Raw genomic sequence first — 19,591 nt, 5'->3', positions numbered from 1 at the left:
GCCCTTCGGCGGGGCTCCCTTCGGGTCTGAGCCTCAGGGTCGAAGACAGGCCAGGCCGGATCTCGCGGGCGAACTCGTCACCGTCCGCATCGAGCGCGCCGGCCCCATCACCCTCTTCGCCACGCTCCTCGAAAACGGTTTCTGACACCTGTTTTCTGACAACCGGGGTCGCTTGCCTTCCGTCGGAACTCCTGCTATAGTCAGGCGGGTGGGCGGGAATCCGGCGCTTCGGCGGGACGGTTCGTGCGCGGCGTTCAGCGACCAAGGCCGCCTTGTGCGGCTGCCGCTCATCCGGGGTCGGTTTTGATTGGAGGCACGCTCGTGAAAATTGAGATCGAACGCGAGGAAGACGGTCGCTGGATCGCCGAAGTGCCGGAACTTCCCGGCGTAATGGCGTACGCCAAGACGCAGGCCAAAGCCTTGGCCAAGGTGGAGGCGCTGGCGCTGCGCGTCATCGCGGACCGCCTCGATCACGGAGAGAGCGTTCCCGAACTGCGTGAACTTTTTGCGGTGTCTGCGTGAGACCGTGGCCCTCGGCCAAGGCGAAGCGGGTGCTCGCCTCCCTCCTTCGCATCGGCTGGGCGATCAAGCGACAGAGCGACGGTTCCCATCGCGTATTGAGTCGGCCGGGATGGCCGGACTGCGTCTTTGCCTTTCACGATCGCGAGGAGATCGGTCCTCGAATGCTGGCCCGGATCGCCAAGCGCACCGGCCTGCGCCCTGAGGATCTGTAAACCCGCCACCTGGTTGCAGCGGCCGCCACGGTGCGGCGACAGCCTTTTCCCATTCCTTGCGGACCGGCGCCAGATGCTCCAACAGGGTGTCCATCGCCCGGGCTGCGTCGCCGACCAACGCCTTGCGCAAGGCGTCAAGCCGACGGCCGGTTTCGGCGTTCCAGCCAAGATCCTCCCACCAGAAGGACTCATGCGAGGCGACACACAGCAAGTACGTCGGGCCTTGGGGCCGTTCAAACTCTTGCCCTCCGTGTGATACATTGGCTCGATCAAAGAACCCTTGTTTTGCCAAGTCGTGGAGCCACTGCCGGCGAAAGCGCTTCGGCAAGTACACGACCGAACCCGGTGGATAAATCACCGGAAGCGGAACCTCCCGGTACTCAAACTCGACCATCAGATACGGATTTCCGGACACCGGGGGCCCGATGTAGGAGACCGACGAGTGCATTTCGTCAATCTGCGACTCGATTTCCGCGACGGCCTTCCTGGTTTTTTCGCTCCACTGGGGTTGCAGGGGGGGCGGCCCCTGCCCCTGAACGGACTCCGGCGTGCGTTCGCCGTCTTCGGCCTTATGGAAACCATACGTCTGAGCCAGCATCCGTGCCAGGTCGGCCATCGCCGGGTCTTCGTCAGCGATATACTCCACGCGCAAGAACAGCAAGCGGTCCTGGCTGACGGAATGCAAGCGCGCGGCAGGCGATCCGCCAAGGAGGAAGGGCAGGCGGTCGCCCTTATACGACTTGGGGCTCAGCCAAACCTCGAGCGTTCGTTCGTTGCCCTGCCAGAAAGGCGTCTTGTGAACGAACCGGAGGCGCTCGCACGGCGCCTCGCCGCTCCACCCCGCCGGGCGTGCGTCGCGGCCGCTGTCTTTCAACGTCCAATCCGGCTCCATGCTTGCCGCGATCTCGCGCGCCTGGCGAGAAAGAGAAGCAAGCGGCGCGGGGCCCGTCGGCAATGAGGCGGGCCGGCCGCCGCCGGCCGAGTCCCCGCGAAGAAGGCGAAGGTACGATTCGAGCGGCCAGATCCGCAGGCCACGCTCCGGTTGCTCCTTTTCCGCCACATAAGTCACCGGCTGCAGTTGCACTAACTCCGCAACTTGCGAGTCACCCCGCGAGACAACCCAGTAGTACAGAAACAACAGAACCTTTTCGCCGTTGCTATACCGCGCGTATCCGACCCATCCGGCAGAGCGAAAATGCAGCGTCCCTTTCGCATATTCCCCTTTGAGGACTTCAACCACCTTGACGTCATAACTCATGCCTGCGTCGCGAGCGGTCCCGTCGTGGACTGCCGTGATCTCACCAAGCACGATGAGGCCGCTGCGCTCGGCAAGTTTCTTAACAGCCTCGGCGGTTTGGGTCTGCGCACCCTGTTCCTCTGCGAGAGCGTGAAGCGCCGCGGCCGCGGCTAAGGCCGCCAGAACCATCACGAATCGCCTGAAGAATTTCATGGCAGGATTTTCTGCTCGGCGCGGCATGCACACCGTCGGTCTACTCAGAACATTAGACGCTCGAGGTGCGTGGCGGTTCCAATCTTTGTGCCTCCGCCTCAGGCGGCAGATCACAGCGAAGCGACCCGCCTCGCGCTGCGTCAGGCCCGGGCGGGCCTGGGCGGCGAGGTCGGAATGCTGAAGAGCACCGCGACCGCCAGGAGCATCCCGCCGACCACCAGTGCCATCAGGCGCACCTGCGGGTCGGCGAACGACGCGAGGAACCCCAGGACGGGCGGGGCGGGGGGCGTCGGGTCGGCGGGCGGCTGGAATCGCACCGAAGCGAACTCGTCGGGCTGCGGCAGGCGAATCTCCCCCGGCCGCACCGCGCCCAACTCGTGCCGCGCCACCTGTTCCACGTAGGTCGGGTCTTGCTGAAGGGCTTCGCGGGCGGCCTCGAGTTGGTCGCGCGCCTGGGCCAGGCTCTGGACCTCCGCCCCCATGCGGGCGCACTGGCGCTCGAGGTCCAGGCGCCGCTCGGCCTCGGGGCCGAGGACCGCCAGGGCCACCAACGCGCACGCGATGAGGCAGAGCGGCCAGTAGATCCAGCCGCTCCCCAGAAACGAAACCCGCTGGCCGGAGGTCGTCATGCTTTCTTCCACAAAAAGTTGCCGTATCGGGCGGCGTCGCCCAGTTCCTCTTCAATCCGCAGCAGTTGGTTGTACTTGGCGATGCGGTCGCTTCGGCACAGGCTGCCGGTCTTGATCTGTCCGGCGCCCGAGGCGACGGCGATGTCGGCGATGGTGGTGTCCTCGGTCTCGCCGCTGCGATGGCTGATGACGGCCGTGTAGCCCGCACGGTGGGCCATGTCGATCGCCGCCAGCGTCTCCGTCAGCGTCCCGATCTGGTTGACCTTGATGAGGATGGAGTTGGCGACGCCTTCCCGGATGCCGCGCGACAACCTTTCGGTGTTCGTGACGAACAGGTCGTCGCCGACCAACTGAATGCGGTCGCCGAGGCGGTCCGTCAGGGCCTTCCATCCCTTCCAGTCGTCCTCGGCCATGCCGTCCTCGAGGCTGCGGATGGGATACTTTTTGACCCAGTCGGCCCAGAAGCCGACCATTTGCTCGGCCGAGAGTTTCCGCTTCTCGCTGAAAAGGTTGTACTTGCCCGCCTTGTAGATTTCGCTGGCGGCCGGGTCCAGGGCGAGCCAGACGTCTTTGCCCGCGCGGTAACCGGCGGTCTTGATGGCCTCGAGGATGAGTTTGCAGGCCTCCTCGTTGCCTTCCTTCAGGGACGGGGCGAAACCACCTTCGTCGCCGACTGTCGTGGCGTAGCCCTTCTTCTTCAGGACGCCCTTGAGGGCCTGGAAGATTTCGACCGCCATCCGCAGGCCTTCGCGGAAGGACTCGGCGCCGAACGGCATGACCATGAATTCCTGAAGGTCGATGGCAAAGTCGGCGTGGGCGCCGCCGTTCATGATGTTGCACATCGGAACGGGCAGCACGCGGGCCGACGGCCCGCCGAGGTAACGATAGAGGGGCAGTCCGGCCTCGTCGGCGGCGGCCTTGGCGACGGCCAGGCTGATGCCGAGTATGGCGTTCGCGCCCAGTTTGCCCTTGTTGGCGCTGCCGTCCAGCGCGATCATCGTCTCGTCGATGGCCGCCTGGTCGCGCGCGTCCATGCCGACGACCTTCGGCGCGAGCAGAACGTTGACGTTCCTGACGGCCTTGGTGACGCCCTTGCCGCGGTAGCGCTTGTCGTCGCCGTCGCGGAGTTCGACGGCTTCGTGTTCGCCCGTCGAGGCGCCGCTCGGAACGGCCGCGCGCCCGAACGCGCCGCCCGCCAGCACGACGTCCACTTCCAGGGTCGGCGTGCCGCGCGAATCCAGAATCTCGCGGGCATGGACTTTGCAGATGGTGCTCGGCATACGGACAGACTCCTTCGGTGTTCGGCTCGGAATCCCCTCGCCCGGACCCGGCCACAGTTCCTTTATCGGACGCCGGCGGCCCGGCGCTTCACCGGAACCGGTCGGGGGGCGGGCCCGACGCTCGCGCGATCCCCGCCAAGGCGGGTCTCGCCAACCGGCAACGGCGGCCGAGTATAGGCATGAGACCCTACCTGTCAACGCTTATCGCGCTGACGGCGCGCGCTCGCCGTTGGCTCGCGGCTAAGCGTGCGCCGGTTGGACCTTGACACCGGATGCCGTCGCCCGTATAGTCCTCCGCGTGAAACCCCTTGGACTGAATCTCCTGATAGTGCTGGTGGTGGCGGCGGGCGGTTGCGGGGCATCGGCTCGCGGCTGGGAACAATCGGACCTTCCGACGCACGACCGCGAGAAAGCGTTCGAGGCCGCCCGCAAGGTCCTCCGCCAGCATGCCGAACTCGCCGAGTCGAACTGGGCGCGCGGCGAAATCCGGACCCGGCCTCAGTTGCTGGACCGCCAGCGGACGGGGACGCTCGCGGACGTGCGAGGCGCCGGCGGCCGATGGCGCAGCACGGTCTCGTGTGCGATCGAGCGGGACGGCATGACGATCGTCGCCCGCGTGGCCGTCCTGATGGAGCGTGAGGCGACGGCGGCCGCGCAAGCCATGGCGGAGACCGGCACCGACGACCGGGCCAGCGACGTGCCCCGCTCCGTGCCGCGCATCGCCGAGCCGGGTGCAAAGTCCGACCGCGAGGTCTGGGTCGAGGTGGGTTACGACCGGCCCATGGCGAGGGAACTGCTGGCCGAGATCGCCCAGGAGGTCCAGAAGTCGGAGATGCGCGAGGCCCTGCCGCCGGACCAGCCGCCCGACCAGGTGCTGGAAGAATCGAGACGGATCGGGGTCGAACAGGGCTTCTAGGCCTGCCCCTTCGATCCCGGCGCGCCCTTGGCAGGGCAAGCCTGCCGTGGCTTGACCGCGGGACTCAGGGCGACGCCTGGGCGCGGCCGAAGGGCCTGCCCTTCCGGTCCGGACAAAAACCGGTGCCCCCATCGTCTAGCGGCCTAGGATATCGGGTTCTCATCCCGGAGACAGGGGTTCGAGTCCCCTTGGGGGTACCAGTGAAAAGGCCCGCCACGGCGGGCCTTTTCACTGGTACAGCAGGAGAGCGTGGAAAGTAGAGAGTAGGGAAACCGGCAAAGCCGCCGCCAAGCAGTTGACGCGCATTCGCGGCGAAACCGCTCTCCTGCGGTTTGCCCGGTGTAGCCCCGGCGACTTGCTTGCCACGCCGAAGCCTCCGGCGAAGGCGGGTCACGGCGTAGTCCCGGCGCGCCGGGACGAAGCCGGAAGCCGGGTCTCCTTTCTCCTTTCTCCTCTCCGGCCGTTGGGGTATGCTGCCGGGGTCCCTAGGAGCGGAAAAGCGTGAAATGGCGGCTGGACAAAGGGCAGATTGAGGTCGTGGACGACGCCGTGGCGGAAGTCCTTCGACGCAAGACCGTCGCCCAGCGTGTGGAAATGGCGCTGGCGGCCAACCGCCTTGTTCGCCTGCGGATAGAGGGACATCTTCGGACGCTGCATTCGGATTGGGACGACGCGCGGATTCAGGCCGAAATCGCCCGGAGGATGCGTCTTGGATCAGATTGATCTGTTGCGGCACCTGGTCGGCGCTCTGGATCGCCTGGACGTGCCTTACATGCTTGTCGGCTCGCTGGCCAGCGCGGCTTACGGCGAGCCGCGGATGACCCAGGACATTGACGTGGTCGTTGATCTGAAAGAGCAACAAGTTTCCTTGTTATGTCGGGCTTTTGCGTCCAGTGAATTCCATATAAACGAGCGAGCGGTTTTGGAAGCCGTCCGAAGCAAGAGCCAATTCAATATCATTCATTCGACCTCCGGGAACAAGATTGACCTGTTGCTCGTGCCGGCGGGCGCCTGGGGACAGACGGAGATCTCGCGGCGGCAGCGAGTGCAAATTCTGCCTGACCTGGAAGGCTACTGTGCTCGACCCGAGGACGTGATCCTGGGCAAAATGGTGTACTACCGCGAAGGGGGTTCCGAGAAGCACCTGCGGGATATTACGGGGATCCTGAAGGTCAGCGGGGACGCTGTGGATCGCCGGTACGTGTCGCGGTGGGCGGAAGAGATGGGCCTCGCGGATATCTGGCGGGCAATTCTCGGGAGGCCGGGGTTGTAGATGCCCCGCCGACAGGCGGATCAGTCGGGGTTCCAGAAGGCGGGAGGCGCCATGCGGCCGAGGTTGCTGGCGCTGGATTACGATGGGACATTGGCGGACGACGGCGTGATTTTGCCGGCGACGCGGGACGCCTTGGCCGAGGCGAAGCGCGCGGGGTTCCTCCTCGCGCTCGTCACCGGCCGGCCGCACGACGAACTGCTCGGCATCTGCCCCGAGATCGGCCTGTTTGACCTCGTGGTGGACGAGAACGGGTCGGTGCTGCATTTTCCGGGGACGGGGGAGGTGGAGGACCTCGGCCCCGCGCCGCCGGAGCGGTTCGCGGAGGAACTCGTGCGGCGAGCGATTCGCCACAGCCGGGGCCGCGTCGTCGTCCGCACCTGGCGGCCGCACCTCCAAGAGGCGCTGGCCGTCATCCGCGACCTCGGCCTCGCGCTCGACGTCATCCCCAACAAGTACGCCGTCATGATCGTGCCGCGCGGCATCGACAAGGGAACGGGCCTCGCGGCGGGCCTGGAGCGTCTCGGCGTCCGGGCGTCGGAGACGGTGGCCGTCGGCGACGACGAGAACGACCGCGCCGTCTTCCGGGTGGCGGGAATGCGCGTGGCGGTGGCCAACGCCGTCGAGTCCCTGAAGGCCGAGGCCGACCGCGTCATGCGCCGGCCGTGCGGCGAAGGGGTCGTTGAACTCGTCCGCGAACATCTCCTCGCGTCGCCATGATCCTGCGGCGGCGTTCTTTGCTTGACGCTCCGTGCGGCGTTCTCGTACGATGGAAGCCGCGGTGTCCGCAGGCCGTACATTTCACCTGCGCAGGAAGGAGATTGGCCATGCATCGTGTCGCGTCCCTCTTTCTTCTGGCTGGTTGGCTGGCGGTCACGGGCTGCTCCTCGGAGCCCGGGCCGGCGGAGCCGGGTGGGAAGGCCAAGGAGTTGACGATCGCCGTCATTCCCAAGGGTACGATGCACGTCTTCTGGAAGTCGGTCCACGCGGGGGCCCGGAAGGCCGAGCAGGACCTCGAGGGCGTCCGGGTCATCTGGCAGGGCCCCATCGTCGAGGACGAACGGGTGGCCCAGATCAACCTCGTGGAGACGTTCATCCAGAAGCGCGTGGACGGGATCGTCCTGGCGCCGCTGGACTCGAAGGCCCTCGTCGCGCCGGTGCGGGCGGCCGGGGAGGCGGGCATCCCGGTCGTGATCATCGACTCGGACCTGGCCGACCCGGAGGCCTACGTCAGTTTCGTCGCGACAGACAACTACAAGGGCGGCGTGCTCGGCGCGAAACGTCTGGCGGAGGTGCTCGGCGACCGGGGTAAAGTCATCCTCCTGCGATACCAGGTCGGAAGCGCCTCGACCGAGAACCGCGAGAAAGGGTTCCTCGATGAAATGGCCAGGCATCCCAACATCACGGTCGTCTCCAGCGACCAACATGCGGGGGCCACGGTCGAGACGGCCATGACGGCCGGCCAGGCGCTCCTGACGAAGTACGGCGAGGACCAGGTGGACGGCATCTTCTGTCCGAACGAGTCGAGCGCGTACGGCATGCTGCGGGCCCTGGTGACCAGCGGACGGGCGGGCAAGGTCAAGTACGTCGGCTTCGACGCGTCCGAGAGGTTGCTCGAAGCCATGGCGAAGGGCGAGATCCAGGGCCTCGTCGTCCAGAACCCGTTCAAGATGGGCGAAGAAGGCGTGCGGACCATCGTTCGCCACATCCGCGGCCAAGAGGTGCCCAAACGTGTCGATACGGGCGTCGTCCTCGTGACGCCGAAAAATTTCTCGGACCCCGAGATCGACCTCCTGGTCCATCCGCCGGTGGAATGATTCCCCCGTCCGGTACCGAACGATGAGCACGGCCGGGCCTAGGTCGCAGGATTCGCCCTCCTCCGAGGCGGCGCCCCTCCGCCTGAAGATGACGGGCATCTCGAAGGCGTTCGGCTCGACGCGCGCGCTGGTGGACGTGGACCTGGACGTCCGCCCCGGCGAAGTCCATGCACTGGTCGGCGAGAACGGGGCCGGCAAGAGCACCCTGATGAAGATCCTCTCGGGCGCCCTGAAGGCCGACGCCGGCCGCATGGTCCTTGACGGCGTGCCGTACGCGCCGCCGGGCCCGCTGGAGGCCCGTGCGTCGGGCGTCGCCATCGTGTACCAGGAACTCAGCCTCGCGCCGCACCTGTCGGTGGAGGAGAACGTCCTGCTGGGCGTCGAGCCGACGCGGTTCGGTTTCGTCCGCCGCGGCGCGATGCGCCGCCAGGCCGAGGCGGCCCTGGCGGTGCTGCACCATCCGGACATTCACCCGTCGGCGTGCGTCGGCGACCTCGGCGTCGGCGCGCAGCAACTCGTGGAAGTGGCGCGGGCGCTGGCGGCCCGGGCGCGGGTCGTCGTCATGGACGAACCGACCTCGAGCCTCAGCCAGGCCGACGCGGAAATTCTCTTCGCCGTCATTCGGCGGCTGCGCGATGCGGGCGTCAGCGTCATTTACATCAGCCATTTTCTCGAAGAGGTGTGTGCGGTGGCCGACCGGTTCACCGTCCTTCGCGACGGGCGTGCGGTCGGGTCCGGCGAGGTCGCCTCGACGCCGGCGAGCGCAATCATCCGCCTGATGGTCGGCCGCGAACTCGCGGACGTTTACGCCCGGACGCCGCACGCCATCGGCGAACCCGTGCTGGAACTGGAGGCCTTAGCTGGCCGGCCGCTGCCGAAGGGCGCGAGCCTGACGCTGCGGCGCGGCGAAATTTTCGGCATCGCGGGCCTCGTCGGCTCGGGGCGGACGGAACTCGTGCGGGAGGTCTTCGGCCTCGAGGCCGTGGCGTCAGGGCGGGTGTCCGTGGCCGGCGTGACCACGACGGGTTGGCTCCCGCCGCGCATGCTCGCGCGCGGCGTAGGGTACCTCTCGGAGGATCGCGGCGGCGAGGGGCTGGCGGCCAATCTCTCGGTGGCGGACAATTTGACGCTGAGCCGGCTCCGGCCGTACGTCCGCGGTGGCCTCTTGAGCCGGCGGCGCGTCCGCGAGGCGACGGCCGACTGGATTCGCCGACTCGGCATCCGGACACAAGGCCCCGACCAGCCGGTCGCGAGCCTGTCGGGCGGCAACCAGCAGAAGGTGGCGCTGGCGCGGCTGCTGCATCAGGAGGCCGACGTGCTCCTCCTGGACGAGCCGACGCGCGGCATCGACGTGGGTTCCAAGGCCGACGTTTATGCCCTCGTCGGCCGGCTTGCGGCCCAGGGCAAAGCGATCCTCTGGATCTCCAGTTACTTGCCGGAACTCCTCGGTGTGTGCGACACGCTCGCCGTCATGCACCGGGGCCTCTTGAGCGAGAAGCACCCGGTTTCCGAGTGGACGCCCGAGGCCGTCATGCACGTAGCGACGGGCGGCGAGGAGGAGCGCGGATGAGCCGAGACGACATGCCCGAACTCTCGGCCTCTCCCAGGCCCGGGGCGCCCCGGCGGGTCGCGAATCTTCTGGGGCCCCTGTTGGGGCTCGTGCTGGTCGTCTTCGCGGGCGGCATCGCGGAGCACATCAAGGAAGGGACGCTGAACTACTGGTCGCCGTCGAACCAGTGCCTCATCCTGACACAGACGGTGACGGTGGCGATCGGGGCGATCGGGATGACGCTGATCATCATCTCCGGCGGGATCGACCTGTCGGTGGGCAGCGTCATCGCGCTCGCCGCGGTGGCGTCGGCGTGGGTGGTCCGCGAACTGGCGCCGGCGGACGTCGCCCGTCTGGGCGGCGCCGCGGCCTTCTGGCTGCCGCTCGTGGCCGTGCTCGTCGGCGTGGCGGTCGGGTGCCTGGCCGGTACGGCCAACGGGTTCCTGATCACCCGGCTGAAGTTGGTGCCGTTCGTCATCACGCTGGGCATGATGACGTTTGCGCGCGGCGCCGCCAAAGGCATTGCGAATATGCAGCGGATCGACGCCCCGCTGAACTGGATCGCCGACTTCACCAACGCCAATCTCGTCCTCTTTCACGTGAACCTTCACTGGCATTTCGCCTTGACGTGGATCGGGACGGTGCGTTTCGACTGGGTGGGGCCGGTGGCGATCTCGTCGGCCGTCCTCCTGACGGTCCTGCTGGCCGTCGGGACGGCGGTCCTCCTCGGGCGCATGCGTCTGGGGAGGCACATCTTCGCCATCGGATCGAACGAAGCGACGGCCCGCCTGTGCGGTGTGGCCGTCGAGCGGACCAAGTGGCTCCTCTACGCGATGGCCGGCGCGATGTTCGGCCTGGCCGGCGTCACGGACTTCGGACGCCTCAGCGTCGGCGACCCGACGACGGCCCTCGGCAAGGAACTCGATGTCATCGCCGCCGTCGTGATCGGCGGGGGCAGTTTGAGCGGCGGCGCGGGGAGCATCTTCGGCTCGCTCATCGGGGCACTCCTGATGGCCCACCTGAGGAACCTCTGCGTCCACCTGGGCTTGCCGAACTACGTCCAGGAAATGGTCGTCGGCGCCGTCATCGTCGTGGCCGTGGCCGTTGACCGCCTGCGCCATCGCCGGGGCAAGTAGCGGCATGGCTGGGCCGGGGCTGTTCGCTTGCGATTCTGTCCCGCCTGCGGGATGATGGATTCCATGACAGGTCGAGATTTCGACGTGCTTGTGGTCGGAGGGGGACCGGCGGGCGCGTGGTGCGCCTTCCACCTGGCGCGGGGCGGCGTGAGAGTCGCCCTCCTCCAGCCGCCGCGCCGCCACGCCAAAGTCTGCGGCGGGTGCCTGACGGCCCCCGCGTGGGACGAGATCGGCCGGCCCGAATCTCTCGATCCCACGCCGGTGCGCGAGGCCGTTTTCGAGTGGGCCGGCCGGTTCCGCGCGGCCGTGCCCGTCGATGGGGATGCCGTCCTGGTGGATCGCGAGCGGCTGGACGCGCATCTCCTCGCTCGCGCGAGGGAGGCCGGCGCGGAGGTCTTCGAGGACCGCGCGCGGCGCGTGCGGCGGTCGGGCGCGCGGTGGACCGCCCAGACGGCGGGCGCGGCGTATCAGGCGGCGGTCCTGGTGGGAGCGGATGGGTGCCGGTCGCTCGTTCGCGCGGCGGTGGTGGGGAAGTTTCGCCCGTCCGAGATGGCGTTCGGGGCCGGCGTGTATCCGGCGTGGCAGGACCTCGCGGTGGGGGCGGGGGCACGGGGGATGGCGCGGACCGTGTTCTTCCCGGGCGGCTTGTCGGTCAAGCCCGCGGGTCCGCGCCGCCATGGATACGCCTACGTCTTCGGCCAGGCCGAGCGGGCGTCCGTCGGCGTTTGGGGCAGGGGACCCGCGCGGGCGGTTCTGGCGCTCCTGCGTCACGTGCTGGCGGGTTGGCTTGCCGGGCCGGCGGGTGGCGCCTACCGGGTGCTCGGGCGGTCGTCGCCCTGCATCGTCTCGCCGGCGGGGTTCGACGGGCGGACCGCCTCCGACTTTGGACGCTGCGCGGGCGCGAACTGGATGCTCGTGGGCGACGCAGCCGGCCACGTCAACCCCGTCACGGGCGAGGGCATCCGCTACGCGCTTCGTGGCGGCCGGCTGGCGGCCGAGGCCATCCTCGACGGCTCGCCGACCTCCTTTCGCGATCGCTGGGAAGCGGACTACGGCGAGGTTCTGCGGTGGGGCGCGCGGCTCGTTCAGATTCACGAGCGGTCGCACGTGGTCCGCCGGTGGATTCGGAGGGCCGGCCGATCACCGGTTCTCGCGCGGGCGCTCGCGGACCTGGGTTTCGCGCGAGGATCCTATCGCTGGTTTTACCTGACGGGGTTTTTCCGGGGCATGCGGCAGATGATCGGGTGGTAAGGAGGTGCTGGCCTACTCGGCGGCGGGTCGGCCGGCCCCTCGATCCCGACCATGTCGGGACTCGGGGCCGCCCTGAGCCTGTCGAAGGGCGGCCGGACGGTGGCGCACGAGGGTCCGGCCGTCCAGATTCGGTGGCACAGGTCGGCCCAGGAGGTCCAGCAGCGTCGGCACGACGTCCACCGCCCGGACGGGGCCGGGGTGGCGGACGTGCGGCACGCCGGGGCCCGCCATGAGAAGCGGCACGAACATGTCCTCGGGGGCGAGGCCGCCGTGGCCGGCCTTGAAGTGGTCCCCGAAGTCCCAGCCGGGGGCGGCGAAGACGGCGAGGTCGCCCACCAGCGGCGCCTCGAAGTAGGCCAGGATTTGCGGCACGAGGTCGGGGTAGCGCGTGTCGGCCGTCGCTTCGAGCCACTCCTGGGCGTCGTGCGGCAAGCCGAGCAGCATCTCCGGCGGCACGGTGTCGCCGTAGGAGAGCGGATCGTTGCCCCGGACGACGCGATAGGCGCTCATGCGGCCGTCGCCGGTCACTTCCGCCATGCCCTTTTTCGTCACAAGGTGGACCCGTCCGGGACCCGCGCGGTAAGCGACGAGGTCCACCGCCTCCTGGCTGCGGAGCGTTTCGATGAGGTCGACGCGCCGGCCGTCGCGCGCCGGGTAGGCGCGGAGGTCCTCGGGCGAAGGCCGGGGCAGCCAGTTCTCGAACTCGGGTTTTCCCGACCCGTCGCGGGCGGGTCGCGGCTTGCGGAGGTGGATGGCCCAGTACCGGTCGCCGGAACCCGCCAGGACGCAGGAAAACTTGCGGTAATAGTTGAGGCGCCTTTCATATGGGATGTCCTCGGCCCAGCCCTCGCCGGCGACCGCCAATCGCACCTCGTCGCGGAGGAACTTCTTGATCGGCCAGTGGTGCTGGATGTCGGTCATGCCGTGGTCGCTCACGAGGACGAGGATGAGGTGCTTCAGGAGGCCGGCCTTCTCGTAATCGCGGAGGATGCGTCCGATGTGGGCGTCGGCGTGGACGAGGGTCTCGCGGTAGGCCTCGGACGAGACGCCGGAGCGGTAGGCTTCCATGTCGGGCGCCAAGAGATAAGCGACGGCGAGGGCGGGCAGTTTCCCTCGCTGGCGCGAGATCTCGGCCACGATGTCGAAGCGCCACAGCGCGATGCGGTCCACGAACTGGTACCAGCCGAAAAAGTAGGGCGGGCCCGCGCTCATCCAGTTTTCGGCGAATTTGGTCGCGCCGCGATGGGCCTGAAAGAAAAGGCTGAAGGTCGTCTCGTCGGCGAGGTACTCGAAGATCGTCCGGGCGGTGTAGTCGCCGTCGAGCGCGTTCTTCTGGTTGACTTCCTCGTAGTTGCGCGTCAGGAGCCGGTTGCGGTCGAACCAGTTGATGCCCGTGATGCCGTGATGGCCCGGGAAGAGGCCCGTCACGAAACTGGTTTCGTTGGCAAGCGTGACGCTGGGGACGTTGGCGACGCACCGCTCGATGGTGCAGCCGCGGTCGACGAAGTACTTGCGGATGTTCGGCAGGCTTCCGGCGTCGAGGAGTTCCAGGAAGACCGCCGGGCTGACGCCGTCCACGAAGAAGACGACGGCGCCGGGTTCCTTGGGCGGCTCGGGGAGGCGGAAGTCGATGCCGAAGGTGGAGCGGCGTTCGTCGGGCATGGCCGCGCAGCCGACCGCCATCATCGGCGCCGCGAGGGCCACCAAAAATCCCAGGATCGCCGCGCGCCGGCCGCCCCCGATCATTGGTCGGTCCCTTGGCGGACGGGTGGCCAGGGCTCGCCCGTCAGGCGCTCGAGGGCCTGGGGGATGTCGCGGCTGCGCAGAGGACCGGCCAGGGGCCCGACGGTGGACATGATGAAGGTCGTGCTGCTCATGCGCTCCAGGTCGCCGTGCGTGCTGGCCGCCGAGTCGAACCACGCAGCCCGCGTGGCGGCGCCCGCGTAGTAGCCGTCCGAGAGGTCCGCGATGACGTCGGGGACGTTCTCGACCATGCCGGTGAAGGCCCGCCAGAGCCGATCCAGCGGATCGGGGTAGCAGTGGGTGACGGTGGCGAGGAAGAAGTCGCGGTCGGCCACGAAGCCGTCGCCGTCCACCTTGCCCTCGATCTTGAGGCGCTCCAGGATCAGCGCGAGTTGGAGCGGGTCGCCGGCGGACGCGCGGTAGCGATAGCGGTCGTCGCGCCGCTCGATGCGTGCCTCGCCGTCGCGGGTGCGGACGACAATGGCGCCGCCCTCCTGGTACAGGGTGAGCCGCACGCCGTCGTGTTGGAGAAGGTCGGCGGCCAGGGCGGGGCGGTCGTGTGCGGCGAAGGAGGCGTAGGTGATGAGGCCGAATTCGACCGGGGCGACGTCCCGCGGGCCGTTCAAGCGGTCCGTGATGCGCCAGCCCTTGTCGCTGAGGAACTTGCGGAAATCGATGCGCTCGCACCGCTTGAGCGTGTGGCCGTGGTCCGCCAGCACGGTGATCTTCACGAGGCCGCGCGACTCGGCGACGAGTTGATGGCTGAGGCGATCCACCGTGTCGAGGACCTTTTCGATGCCGGCGGCACCGTCGCGAGTGGCGAGGCCGGCCGTGGAAACGAAGTATCCGATGACGTGGCGCCGGTCTCGCCGCGCCAGGAGGTTCGTGAAATCGTCCAGTTCCCGGTCGAAGGCGTGGTTGGGATAAAGGTAGGCGATGGGGTCCAGAAGCGTCCCGGCGCGGTAGTCCACCACGCGGGCCCAGGCCTCGTTCTTGAGGCTGAGGTAGTCGCCGGTGCCGCCGGTAAGGCGATTCGCCCGGTGGTCGTAGTAGAGCGATTCGAAGCCGAGCGGCTTCGGGCTGACGAAGACCTCGGCGAGCGCCAGGTCCGTCATCGCCGGGTAAGTCGAGATGACGCGCGCGGGCGGATAGAACAGGCGGAGCCGGCCTTTCGCGCGGAACGCCTCGACGAGGTCGTACGGGACGCCGTCGAGGACGATGACGACGTGGCGGCAATCGGCGAAGGGAATGTCGTCGAGGCGGACGAAGGAATCCGCGGTGCCGTCGCCTGTCGTGTCGTAGCCGATGCGGAACTCGCGGCCGTCGGCATTGCGCGTCAGGAAACAGTCGGCCCGCTTGTCGCCGTTGGTGTCATAAGCCTGCACGAGGCCGAGGTGGGTTTCCTTCTCGGCCAGGGGCACCGAGGGAAACCGTAGCGGCCCCCCGCAGCCGGCAATGATCGCGAACGCGAGCAGCAGGAACAGCCCGTCCGCCAGCAATTTGCGGTACGGTTCCGGGAGGGAGTGTTTGGCGCCGGGAGCCGGGGGAAGGGGCCTATTGTCTTGCATGACCGCTTATCCGTGTACCTGGGCAATCCGCGGGAGGCAATTTACCGGAGCCGGCCGTCCGCTGCCACGGTTTTTTTCCGGCCGGCCGAGTGCCCTCATGGCGCCCCGGCAGCCGGGTCCGCGGAATGAGCGGCCCTCTCGTCGGCGGGCGGCGCTGCGGGGTTCGCGCCGGCGCCGGTCGTGCCTCGGCACTCGCGAAGGCGTTTCGCGACCCACTCGGCCTCGGCCTTCATGTCGTGGGCCGCGTAAAACGCCTGCAGGGCCTCGTAGCGGGCCACCACGTCGAACCCGATGTTCCAGCGGAACTTCCGGAGGCACTCCGGGCAAAGGTGGATCGGCCGCGCGTCGGACTCGCGGAGGCTGTTGGACCCGTTCATGACGCAGGCGTACGTCTGGCAGTGGTGGACGCCGAACATGTGGCCCGTCTCATGGACGAGCGTCTGAAGGCTGCGCTTTCGTGCGAGGCGTTCGGCGGCCTCGGTGCGTTCCTCGCCCCAGAACTCCGGGTAGAACCGCACGAGGCTGAACACGCCGGCACGATGCGCGAGCCACGCCTGCCCGAAAACATAGTTCCACGATTCCTCGGGGTAAAGGTCGTCCAGCGTCACGCCGAGCATCGCGAACGTGCCGATCTTGACGCGCGGCAGGAGCATGTTCTGAAGGATGTCGCCGGTCAGGTACTGGCGGAACGTGCGTCCGTAGAGGTCGCGTTCGCGGCTCTTGACGTTGGTCATGGGGATCCACCCCTCGGTGCGGACGGGGAGGGCGTAGTAGGCGGTGAGAAACGCGCGGAACGTTTCCATCCGGTCGCGCGTTTCCGGCGTCATCGTGCCGAGCGGCTGAAGGACGAGCCAGTGCCGGACCTGGCGAGGCCGGTTCGGGCCGGAGCGGACGTAGTCGGCGAAGGACTGGGCAGGCTCGGGGTGGGCGGCCATCCAGTCGCCGGGCTTCGGCTCGCCCATCTTTTGGAAGAGGGCGTCGGAATAGTAGGCGGGCGGGTCGCGCGCGACGTCGGCTTGGGGGCTCAAGAGGGGGTCGGCGTCGTCGTCGGCCTGTCGCGGCAGCGCGAGGGCGACCAGGAAGCCGATCGCGAGGATCCCCGTTTGCATCGTCCACTCCCGTCGGCGGGCCGCCCATGCCTTGACAGCGGCCCTTTCGCCGCTAGTATAGGGTGGTGGTGAGTGGCTGACAACATTGTGCGCTCGTGGCGGAACTGGCAGACGCGCTAGGTTCAGGTCCTAGTCCGGCTCAACCGGGTGGAGGTTCGAATCCTCTCGAGCGCACCACAGACGATTCGGCGCCGGCCGGCGGACAGCGGCCGGCGTTTCCTTTCGACGACGGCGCGGGGAAAGGCTGAACGGTGCCCGGAAAACCGAAACTGAAAGTCCTCTTTCTCTGCACGGGCAACGCCTGCCGGAGCCAGATGGCCGAAGGTTGGGCCCGGCGTCTCCTGGGCGACCGGCTGGAGGCCTTTTCCGCGGGCGTCCATCCGCACGGCCTGGATCCGCGGGCCGTTCGCGTCATGGCCGAGGAGGGCGTGGACATCTCAGGCCAGCGGTCGAAGCATGTTGATGAATTGCTTGACACGGAGTTCGACTATGTCGTGACCGTGTGCGACCGCGCGCGGGACGCGTGCCCGGTCTTTCCGGGCAAGGCCCAGGTCCTCCATGCGGGTTTCGAGGACCCGGCGGCGGCGCAAGGAACAGAGGAAGAGGTTCTGGCCGTGTTTCGTCGGGTCCGCGACGCTCTTCGGTGGTTCGTCGAAGGGTTGCCGGAGGCGCTGGAACGGTCGGCGAAGGGTTGACCCCAGGCGGGCGGTCGGCTAGAATTGGCCCGTCTCGGTTCAATCGAGGGCGGCGTAGCCAAGCGGACCAAGGCGCCGGTTTGCAAAACCGGTATTCGCGGGTTCGAATCCCGCCGCCGCCTCCAGGCCTGTTTATGGCCCATTTTTGCCCGCTGGCCTAAGGCCGTGCCACGAGAGACGATTTGACTTTTCAACGATTATGCGCCATAATAGGGTCTGAGTGGAGGGCTGGAGCATCCGGGGTACGTCCGCAACGAGGCGGGCTGCCCTTCTTTTGTATGGAGACGGCTCCGGCCGCGGGGACGTGCAGGGCGGGGAGGGAGAGGACATGAGGGTGGCCAGGCGTCGGACCTTCTTGCCGTGGGGCATGGGCGCTCTTGCGGCCGTTTCGCTTCTCGTCGCCGGCGCGTCGGCCGGTGCGGCCACGCAGACCTCCTTCAGCATCACGTACGAATCCGGAGTGCCCGCCGACGTTCAGTCGGCCTTCAACCAGGCGACGGTCCGTTGGTCGAACCTGCTCCGGGATCCCGTAACCGTCAAGATCACGGTCGGCTGGGAATCGCTCGCGCCGCGAGTCCTGGGAGAGGCCGAATTCTACGTCGCGTACGGCGGTTTCAACACGGTCCGCAATCTTGTGGCCGGCGGCGGCGAGGCCGGGGACACGCGCGAGGCCGCCCTCTTGCCCAACCTCCCCACGGCAGCGCAACTGCATCTCCATCTGCCGACCGGCTACTCTTTCGGCGGGATCGACGGGACCGGCTTCCTGACGACGCCCAACTGGAAGGCCCTCGGCGGCTCGTACCCGGGGACGGATGGCACGATCCGCTTCTCCAGCAACTTTTCCTGGGATTACGACCCGAGCAACGGCATCACGGCGGGCACGTACGACATGGTCGGCGTCGCGACGCACGAGATCGGCCATTTTCTCGGCTTCATGAGCGGGTTGGAGGCCATTGACTACTTCATGAAGTACGGTTCGCCTATGTATACGACCTGGAAGAAGAATGACGTCTGGGTTTCCGTCCTGGACTTCTTCCGCTTCGACACGACCGAACTGGGCGCGGGCTTCAACTTCACCAACACCGCCCGCGACCTGACGCCCGATCCCACCGGGTCGCAGTCCTTCTATTACGGCGACGGCTCCGTCCTCTCCCCGAGCCGGCTACCGTCGGACTGCTTCTCTTAGGCGGCCTCTTCATTCTGCGCCGGCGCAGGGCGTAGGAAGAGAAACCGTTGCCGCTCGCTTCCTATGCCTCAAGCGGCCCTCTCATCGGACGGTCTTCGCTTGACCCGGCTGCACCCCCCAGGATACTCTGTCTTGGCAGATCTCGTGGGCGAGTGGCGGAACTGGCAGACGCTAGGGACTTAAAATCCCTTGGCCCCTCGGGGCCGTACCGGTTCGACTCCGGTCTCGCCCACCACTTTTGAACCCCGTCCCCGCCCGCTTCCTGTCTTGCACGACGGCCTGCCTCGGTGCGGAAGTCCGGATCGTCCGGGCGCTTCCGCCCTAAACGACAATCTGTTGTTTCTCAGCGTCGAACCGGGCGGCCTTGTCCTGCCTGTGGGCCAGCATGGCCATCTGGAGCGCCGTCTGCGTGCGGAAGGCCAGGTCCGTCGGGCCTCACGTCTGCTTGCTGCGTTTCCGGCAGCAGCGGAAGAAAGCGCTTGTCCGGTCGAGGACTTCGGGTATAATGGGGCCGCACATGACGGCAGAACGCCGGTCCCAGTCCGAGGAGAAGACCATGAAGATTGCCAGGGCAGTTCTTGTTGTGCTCGCCGTTCTCGCGTGCAGCCTCTCGTCGCTGTCGTGCTCGCGGGAACCGGTGGAGCCGGGCGCGAAGAAGAAGGTGGTGGGCTTTTCGCAGATCGGCGCGGAGAGCGCGTGGCGGACGGCGAACACGGAATCGATCAAGTCGGAGGCGGCGAAGCGCGGGATTGACCTGCGGTTCTCGGACGCCCAGCAGAAGCAGGAGAACCAGATCCGGGCGATCCGGTCGTTCATCGCGCAAGGCGTCGACGTAATCACGTTTTCGCCCGTGGTGGAGACCGGGTGGGAACCCGTCCTGCGCGAGGCGAAGGCGGCGGGCGTCCCCGTCATCCTCTCGGACCGGGCGGTGGACGTGACGGACGATTCGCTGTATGCCTCGTTCATCGGCGCGGACTTCGTCGAGGAAGGCCGGCGGGCGGCCAACTGGCTCGTGAAGGCCACCGGCGGGAAAGCGGTCATCGCGGAACTCCAGGGGACGCCCGGCTCGGCCCCGGCGATCGACCGCAAGAAGGGATTCGAGGAAGTCATTGCCCAACATCCCGACATGAGAATCGTCAAGTCGCAGAGCGGGGACTTCACGCGGGCCAAGGGCAAGGAAGTGATGGAGGCGTTCCTGAAGTCGCCGGAGGCGAAGAACCTGACGGCCCTCTTCGCACATAACGACGACATGGCGCTC

The 19,591-nt window shown here is 67.6% G+C and carries 18 protein-coding genes and 4 tRNA genes; 17 read left to right on the top strand and 5 right to left on the bottom strand.

The genetic code is table 11. The features are described from left to right. The first annotated feature begins 306 nt into the window (after positions 1–306). Positions 307–522 (top strand): type II toxin-antitoxin system HicB family antitoxin, encoded by a 216-nt coding sequence (locus NTX40_01550; GenBank protein ID MCX5647771.1) that lies wholly within the window; start codon positions 307–309, stop codon positions 520–522. Beyond that, positions 519–734 carry a type II toxin-antitoxin system HicA family toxin gene (locus tag NTX40_01545; protein MCX5647770.1) on the top strand — a complete coding sequence of 72 codons (216 nt, stop codon included), beginning with the start codon at positions 519–521 and terminating at the stop codon, positions 732–734. Before NTX40_01550 ends, NTX40_01545 begins: the two co-directional genes overlap by 4 nt. A gap of 1,590 nt (positions 735–2,324) precedes the next feature. Here the strand turns inward: NTX40_01545 and NTX40_01540 are convergent. Both NTX40_01540 and eno read right to left on the bottom strand, forming a co-directional pair. Continuing rightward, positions 2,325–2,813 (bottom strand): septum formation initiator family protein, encoded by a 489-nt coding sequence (locus tag NTX40_01540; GenBank protein ID MCX5647769.1) that lies wholly within the window; start codon positions 2,811–2,813, stop codon positions 2,325–2,327. After that, a complete protein-coding gene (gene eno, locus NTX40_01535) occupies positions 2,810–4,093 on the bottom strand; it encodes a phosphopyruvate hydratase (GenBank protein ID MCX5647768.1) in 1,284 nt (427 codons plus the stop codon). The genes NTX40_01540 and eno overlap by 4 nt, the downstream gene beginning before the upstream one ends. A 298-nt stretch (positions 4,094–4,391) precedes the next feature. Between eno and NTX40_01530 the strand changes: the two genes are divergently transcribed. From NTX40_01530 to NTX40_01490, 9 genes are all read left to right on the top strand, one after another. After that, positions 4,392–5,009 (top strand): hypothetical protein, encoded by a 618-nt coding sequence (locus tag NTX40_01530; GenBank protein MCX5647767.1) that lies wholly within the window; start codon positions 4,392–4,394, stop codon positions 5,007–5,009. A 124-nt stretch (positions 5,010–5,133) separates the two neighbouring features. After that, positions 5,134–5,209, top strand: a tRNA-Glu gene (locus tag NTX40_01525). Between the two features lie 301 nt (positions 5,210–5,510). Further along, on the top strand, positions 5,511–5,732 hold the full coding sequence (locus NTX40_01520; protein MCX5647766.1) for a hypothetical protein: 222 nt from the start codon (positions 5,511–5,513) through the stop codon (positions 5,730–5,732). Beyond that, complete coding sequence (locus tag NTX40_01515) at positions 5,719–6,282, top strand: hypothetical protein (GenBank protein ID MCX5647765.1); 564 nt, start codon at positions 5,719–5,721, stop codon at positions 6,280–6,282. Before NTX40_01520 ends, NTX40_01515 begins: the two co-directional genes overlap by 14 nt. Before the next feature lie 51 nt (positions 6,283–6,333). Next, a complete protein-coding gene (locus tag NTX40_01510; GenBank protein ID MCX5647764.1) occupies positions 6,334–6,999 on the top strand; it encodes an HAD family hydrolase in 666 nt (221 codons plus the stop codon). Between the two features lie 107 nt (positions 7,000–7,106). Next, a complete protein-coding gene (locus tag NTX40_01505) occupies positions 7,107–8,096 on the top strand; it encodes a substrate-binding domain-containing protein (protein MCX5647763.1) in 990 nt (329 codons plus the stop codon). A gap of 22 nt (positions 8,097–8,118) precedes the next feature. Then, positions 8,119–9,666 carry a sugar ABC transporter ATP-binding protein gene (locus NTX40_01500; GenBank protein ID MCX5647762.1) on the top strand — a complete coding sequence of 516 codons (1,548 nt, stop codon included), beginning with the start codon at positions 8,119–8,121 and terminating at the stop codon, positions 9,664–9,666. Beyond that, positions 9,663–10,781, top strand: a complete 1,119-nt coding sequence (locus tag NTX40_01495; protein ID MCX5647761.1) for an ABC transporter permease — start codon at positions 9,663–9,665, stop codon at positions 10,779–10,781. Before NTX40_01500 ends, NTX40_01495 begins: the two co-directional genes overlap by 4 nt. A 63-nt stretch (positions 10,782–10,844) precedes the next feature. Then, positions 10,845–12,032: an FAD-dependent oxidoreductase gene (locus tag NTX40_01490; GenBank protein ID MCX5647760.1), complete on the top strand. Its 1,188-nt coding sequence runs from the start codon at positions 10,845–10,847 to the stop codon at positions 12,030–12,032. 12 nt (positions 12,033–12,044) lie between these two features. Here NTX40_01490 and NTX40_01485 read toward each other — a convergent pair whose 3' ends face one another. The 3 genes from NTX40_01485 to NTX40_01475 all read right to left on the bottom strand — a co-directional run bounded on the left by NTX40_01485 (position 12,045) and on the right by NTX40_01475 (position 16,452). Further along, complete coding sequence (locus tag NTX40_01485; protein MCX5647759.1) at positions 12,045–13,778, bottom strand: alkaline phosphatase family protein; 1,734 nt, start codon at positions 13,776–13,778, stop codon at positions 12,045–12,047. Then, positions 13,775–15,343 carry a hypothetical protein gene (locus NTX40_01480; protein MCX5647758.1) on the bottom strand — a complete coding sequence of 523 codons (1,569 nt, stop codon included), beginning with the start codon at positions 15,341–15,343 and terminating at the stop codon, positions 13,775–13,777. The genes NTX40_01485 and NTX40_01480 overlap by 4 nt, the downstream gene beginning before the upstream one ends. A gap of 95 nt (positions 15,344–15,438) precedes the next feature. Next, a complete protein-coding gene (locus tag NTX40_01475) occupies positions 15,439–16,452 on the bottom strand; it encodes an archaemetzincin (GenBank protein MCX5647757.1) in 1,014 nt (337 codons plus the stop codon). An 89-nt stretch (positions 16,453–16,541) separates the two neighbouring features. On the opposite strand from NTX40_01475, the gene NTX40_01470 reads away from it, so the two are divergent. The 6 genes from NTX40_01470 to NTX40_01445 form a co-directional block, all read left to right on the top strand. After that, positions 16,542–16,629 (top strand) — tRNA-Leu (locus NTX40_01470). 74 nt (positions 16,630–16,703) lie between these two features. After that, positions 16,704–17,147, top strand: a complete 444-nt coding sequence (locus NTX40_01465) for an arsenate reductase ArsC (GenBank protein MCX5647756.1) — start codon at positions 16,704–16,706, stop codon at positions 17,145–17,147. A 48-nt stretch (positions 17,148–17,195) separates the two neighbouring features. Next, positions 17,196–17,272 (top strand) — tRNA-Cys (locus NTX40_01460). 209 nt (positions 17,273–17,481) lie between these two features. Further along, positions 17,482–18,333, top strand: a complete 852-nt coding sequence (locus tag NTX40_01455) for an NF038122 family metalloprotease (protein ID MCX5647755.1) — start codon at positions 17,482–17,484, stop codon at positions 18,331–18,333. A gap of 146 nt (positions 18,334–18,479) precedes the next feature. Continuing rightward, positions 18,480–18,568: transfer RNA gene (locus NTX40_01450), tRNA-Leu, on the top strand. Positions 18,569–18,889: 321 nt separating this feature from the next. Further along, the coding region (locus tag NTX40_01445; protein ID MCX5647754.1) for an ABC transporter substrate-binding protein at positions 18,890–19,591 on the top strand (702 nt) is incomplete at its 3' end.

The organism is Planctomycetota bacterium (assembly GCA_026387035.1).
Taxonomy (GTDB): Bacteria; Planctomycetota; Phycisphaerae; order FEN-1346; family FEN-1346; genus JAPLMM01.
Note: the sequence above shows the minus strand (reverse complement) of the source record. Positions and strands in the feature narration are given on the sequence as shown.

Coding starts and splice junctions, on each gene's coding strand:
- NTX40_01540 (MCX5647769.1), bottom strand. CDS start 2,813: ATGACGACCTCCGGCCAGCGGGTTTCGTTTCTGGGGAGCGGCTGGATC.
- eno (MCX5647768.1), bottom strand. CDS start 4,093: ATGCCGAGCACCATCTGCAAAGTCCATGCCCGCGAGATTCTGGATTCG.
- NTX40_01510 (MCX5647764.1), top strand. CDS start 6,334: ATGCGGCCGAGGTTGCTGGCGCTGGATTACGATGGGACATTGGCGGAC.
- NTX40_01505 (MCX5647763.1), top strand. CDS start 7,107: ATGCATCGTGTCGCGTCCCTCTTTCTTCTGGCTGGTTGGCTGGCGGTC.
- NTX40_01500 (MCX5647762.1), top strand. CDS start 8,119: ATGAGCACGGCCGGGCCTAGGTCGCAGGATTCGCCCTCCTCCGAGGCG.
- NTX40_01495 (MCX5647761.1), top strand. CDS start 9,663: ATGAGCCGAGACGACATGCCCGAACTCTCGGCCTCTCCCAGGCCCGGG.
- NTX40_01490 (MCX5647760.1), top strand. CDS start 10,845: ATGACAGGTCGAGATTTCGACGTGCTTGTGGTCGGAGGGGGACCGGCG.
- NTX40_01485 (MCX5647759.1), bottom strand. CDS start 13,778: ATGATCGGGGGCGGCCGGCGCGCGGCGATCCTGGGATTTTTGGTGGCC.
- NTX40_01480 (MCX5647758.1), bottom strand. CDS start 15,343: ATGCAAGACAATAGGCCCCTTCCCCCGGCTCCCGGCGCCAAACACTCC.
- NTX40_01475 (MCX5647757.1), bottom strand. CDS start 16,452: ATGCAAACGGGGATCCTCGCGATCGGCTTCCTGGTCGCCCTCGCGCTG.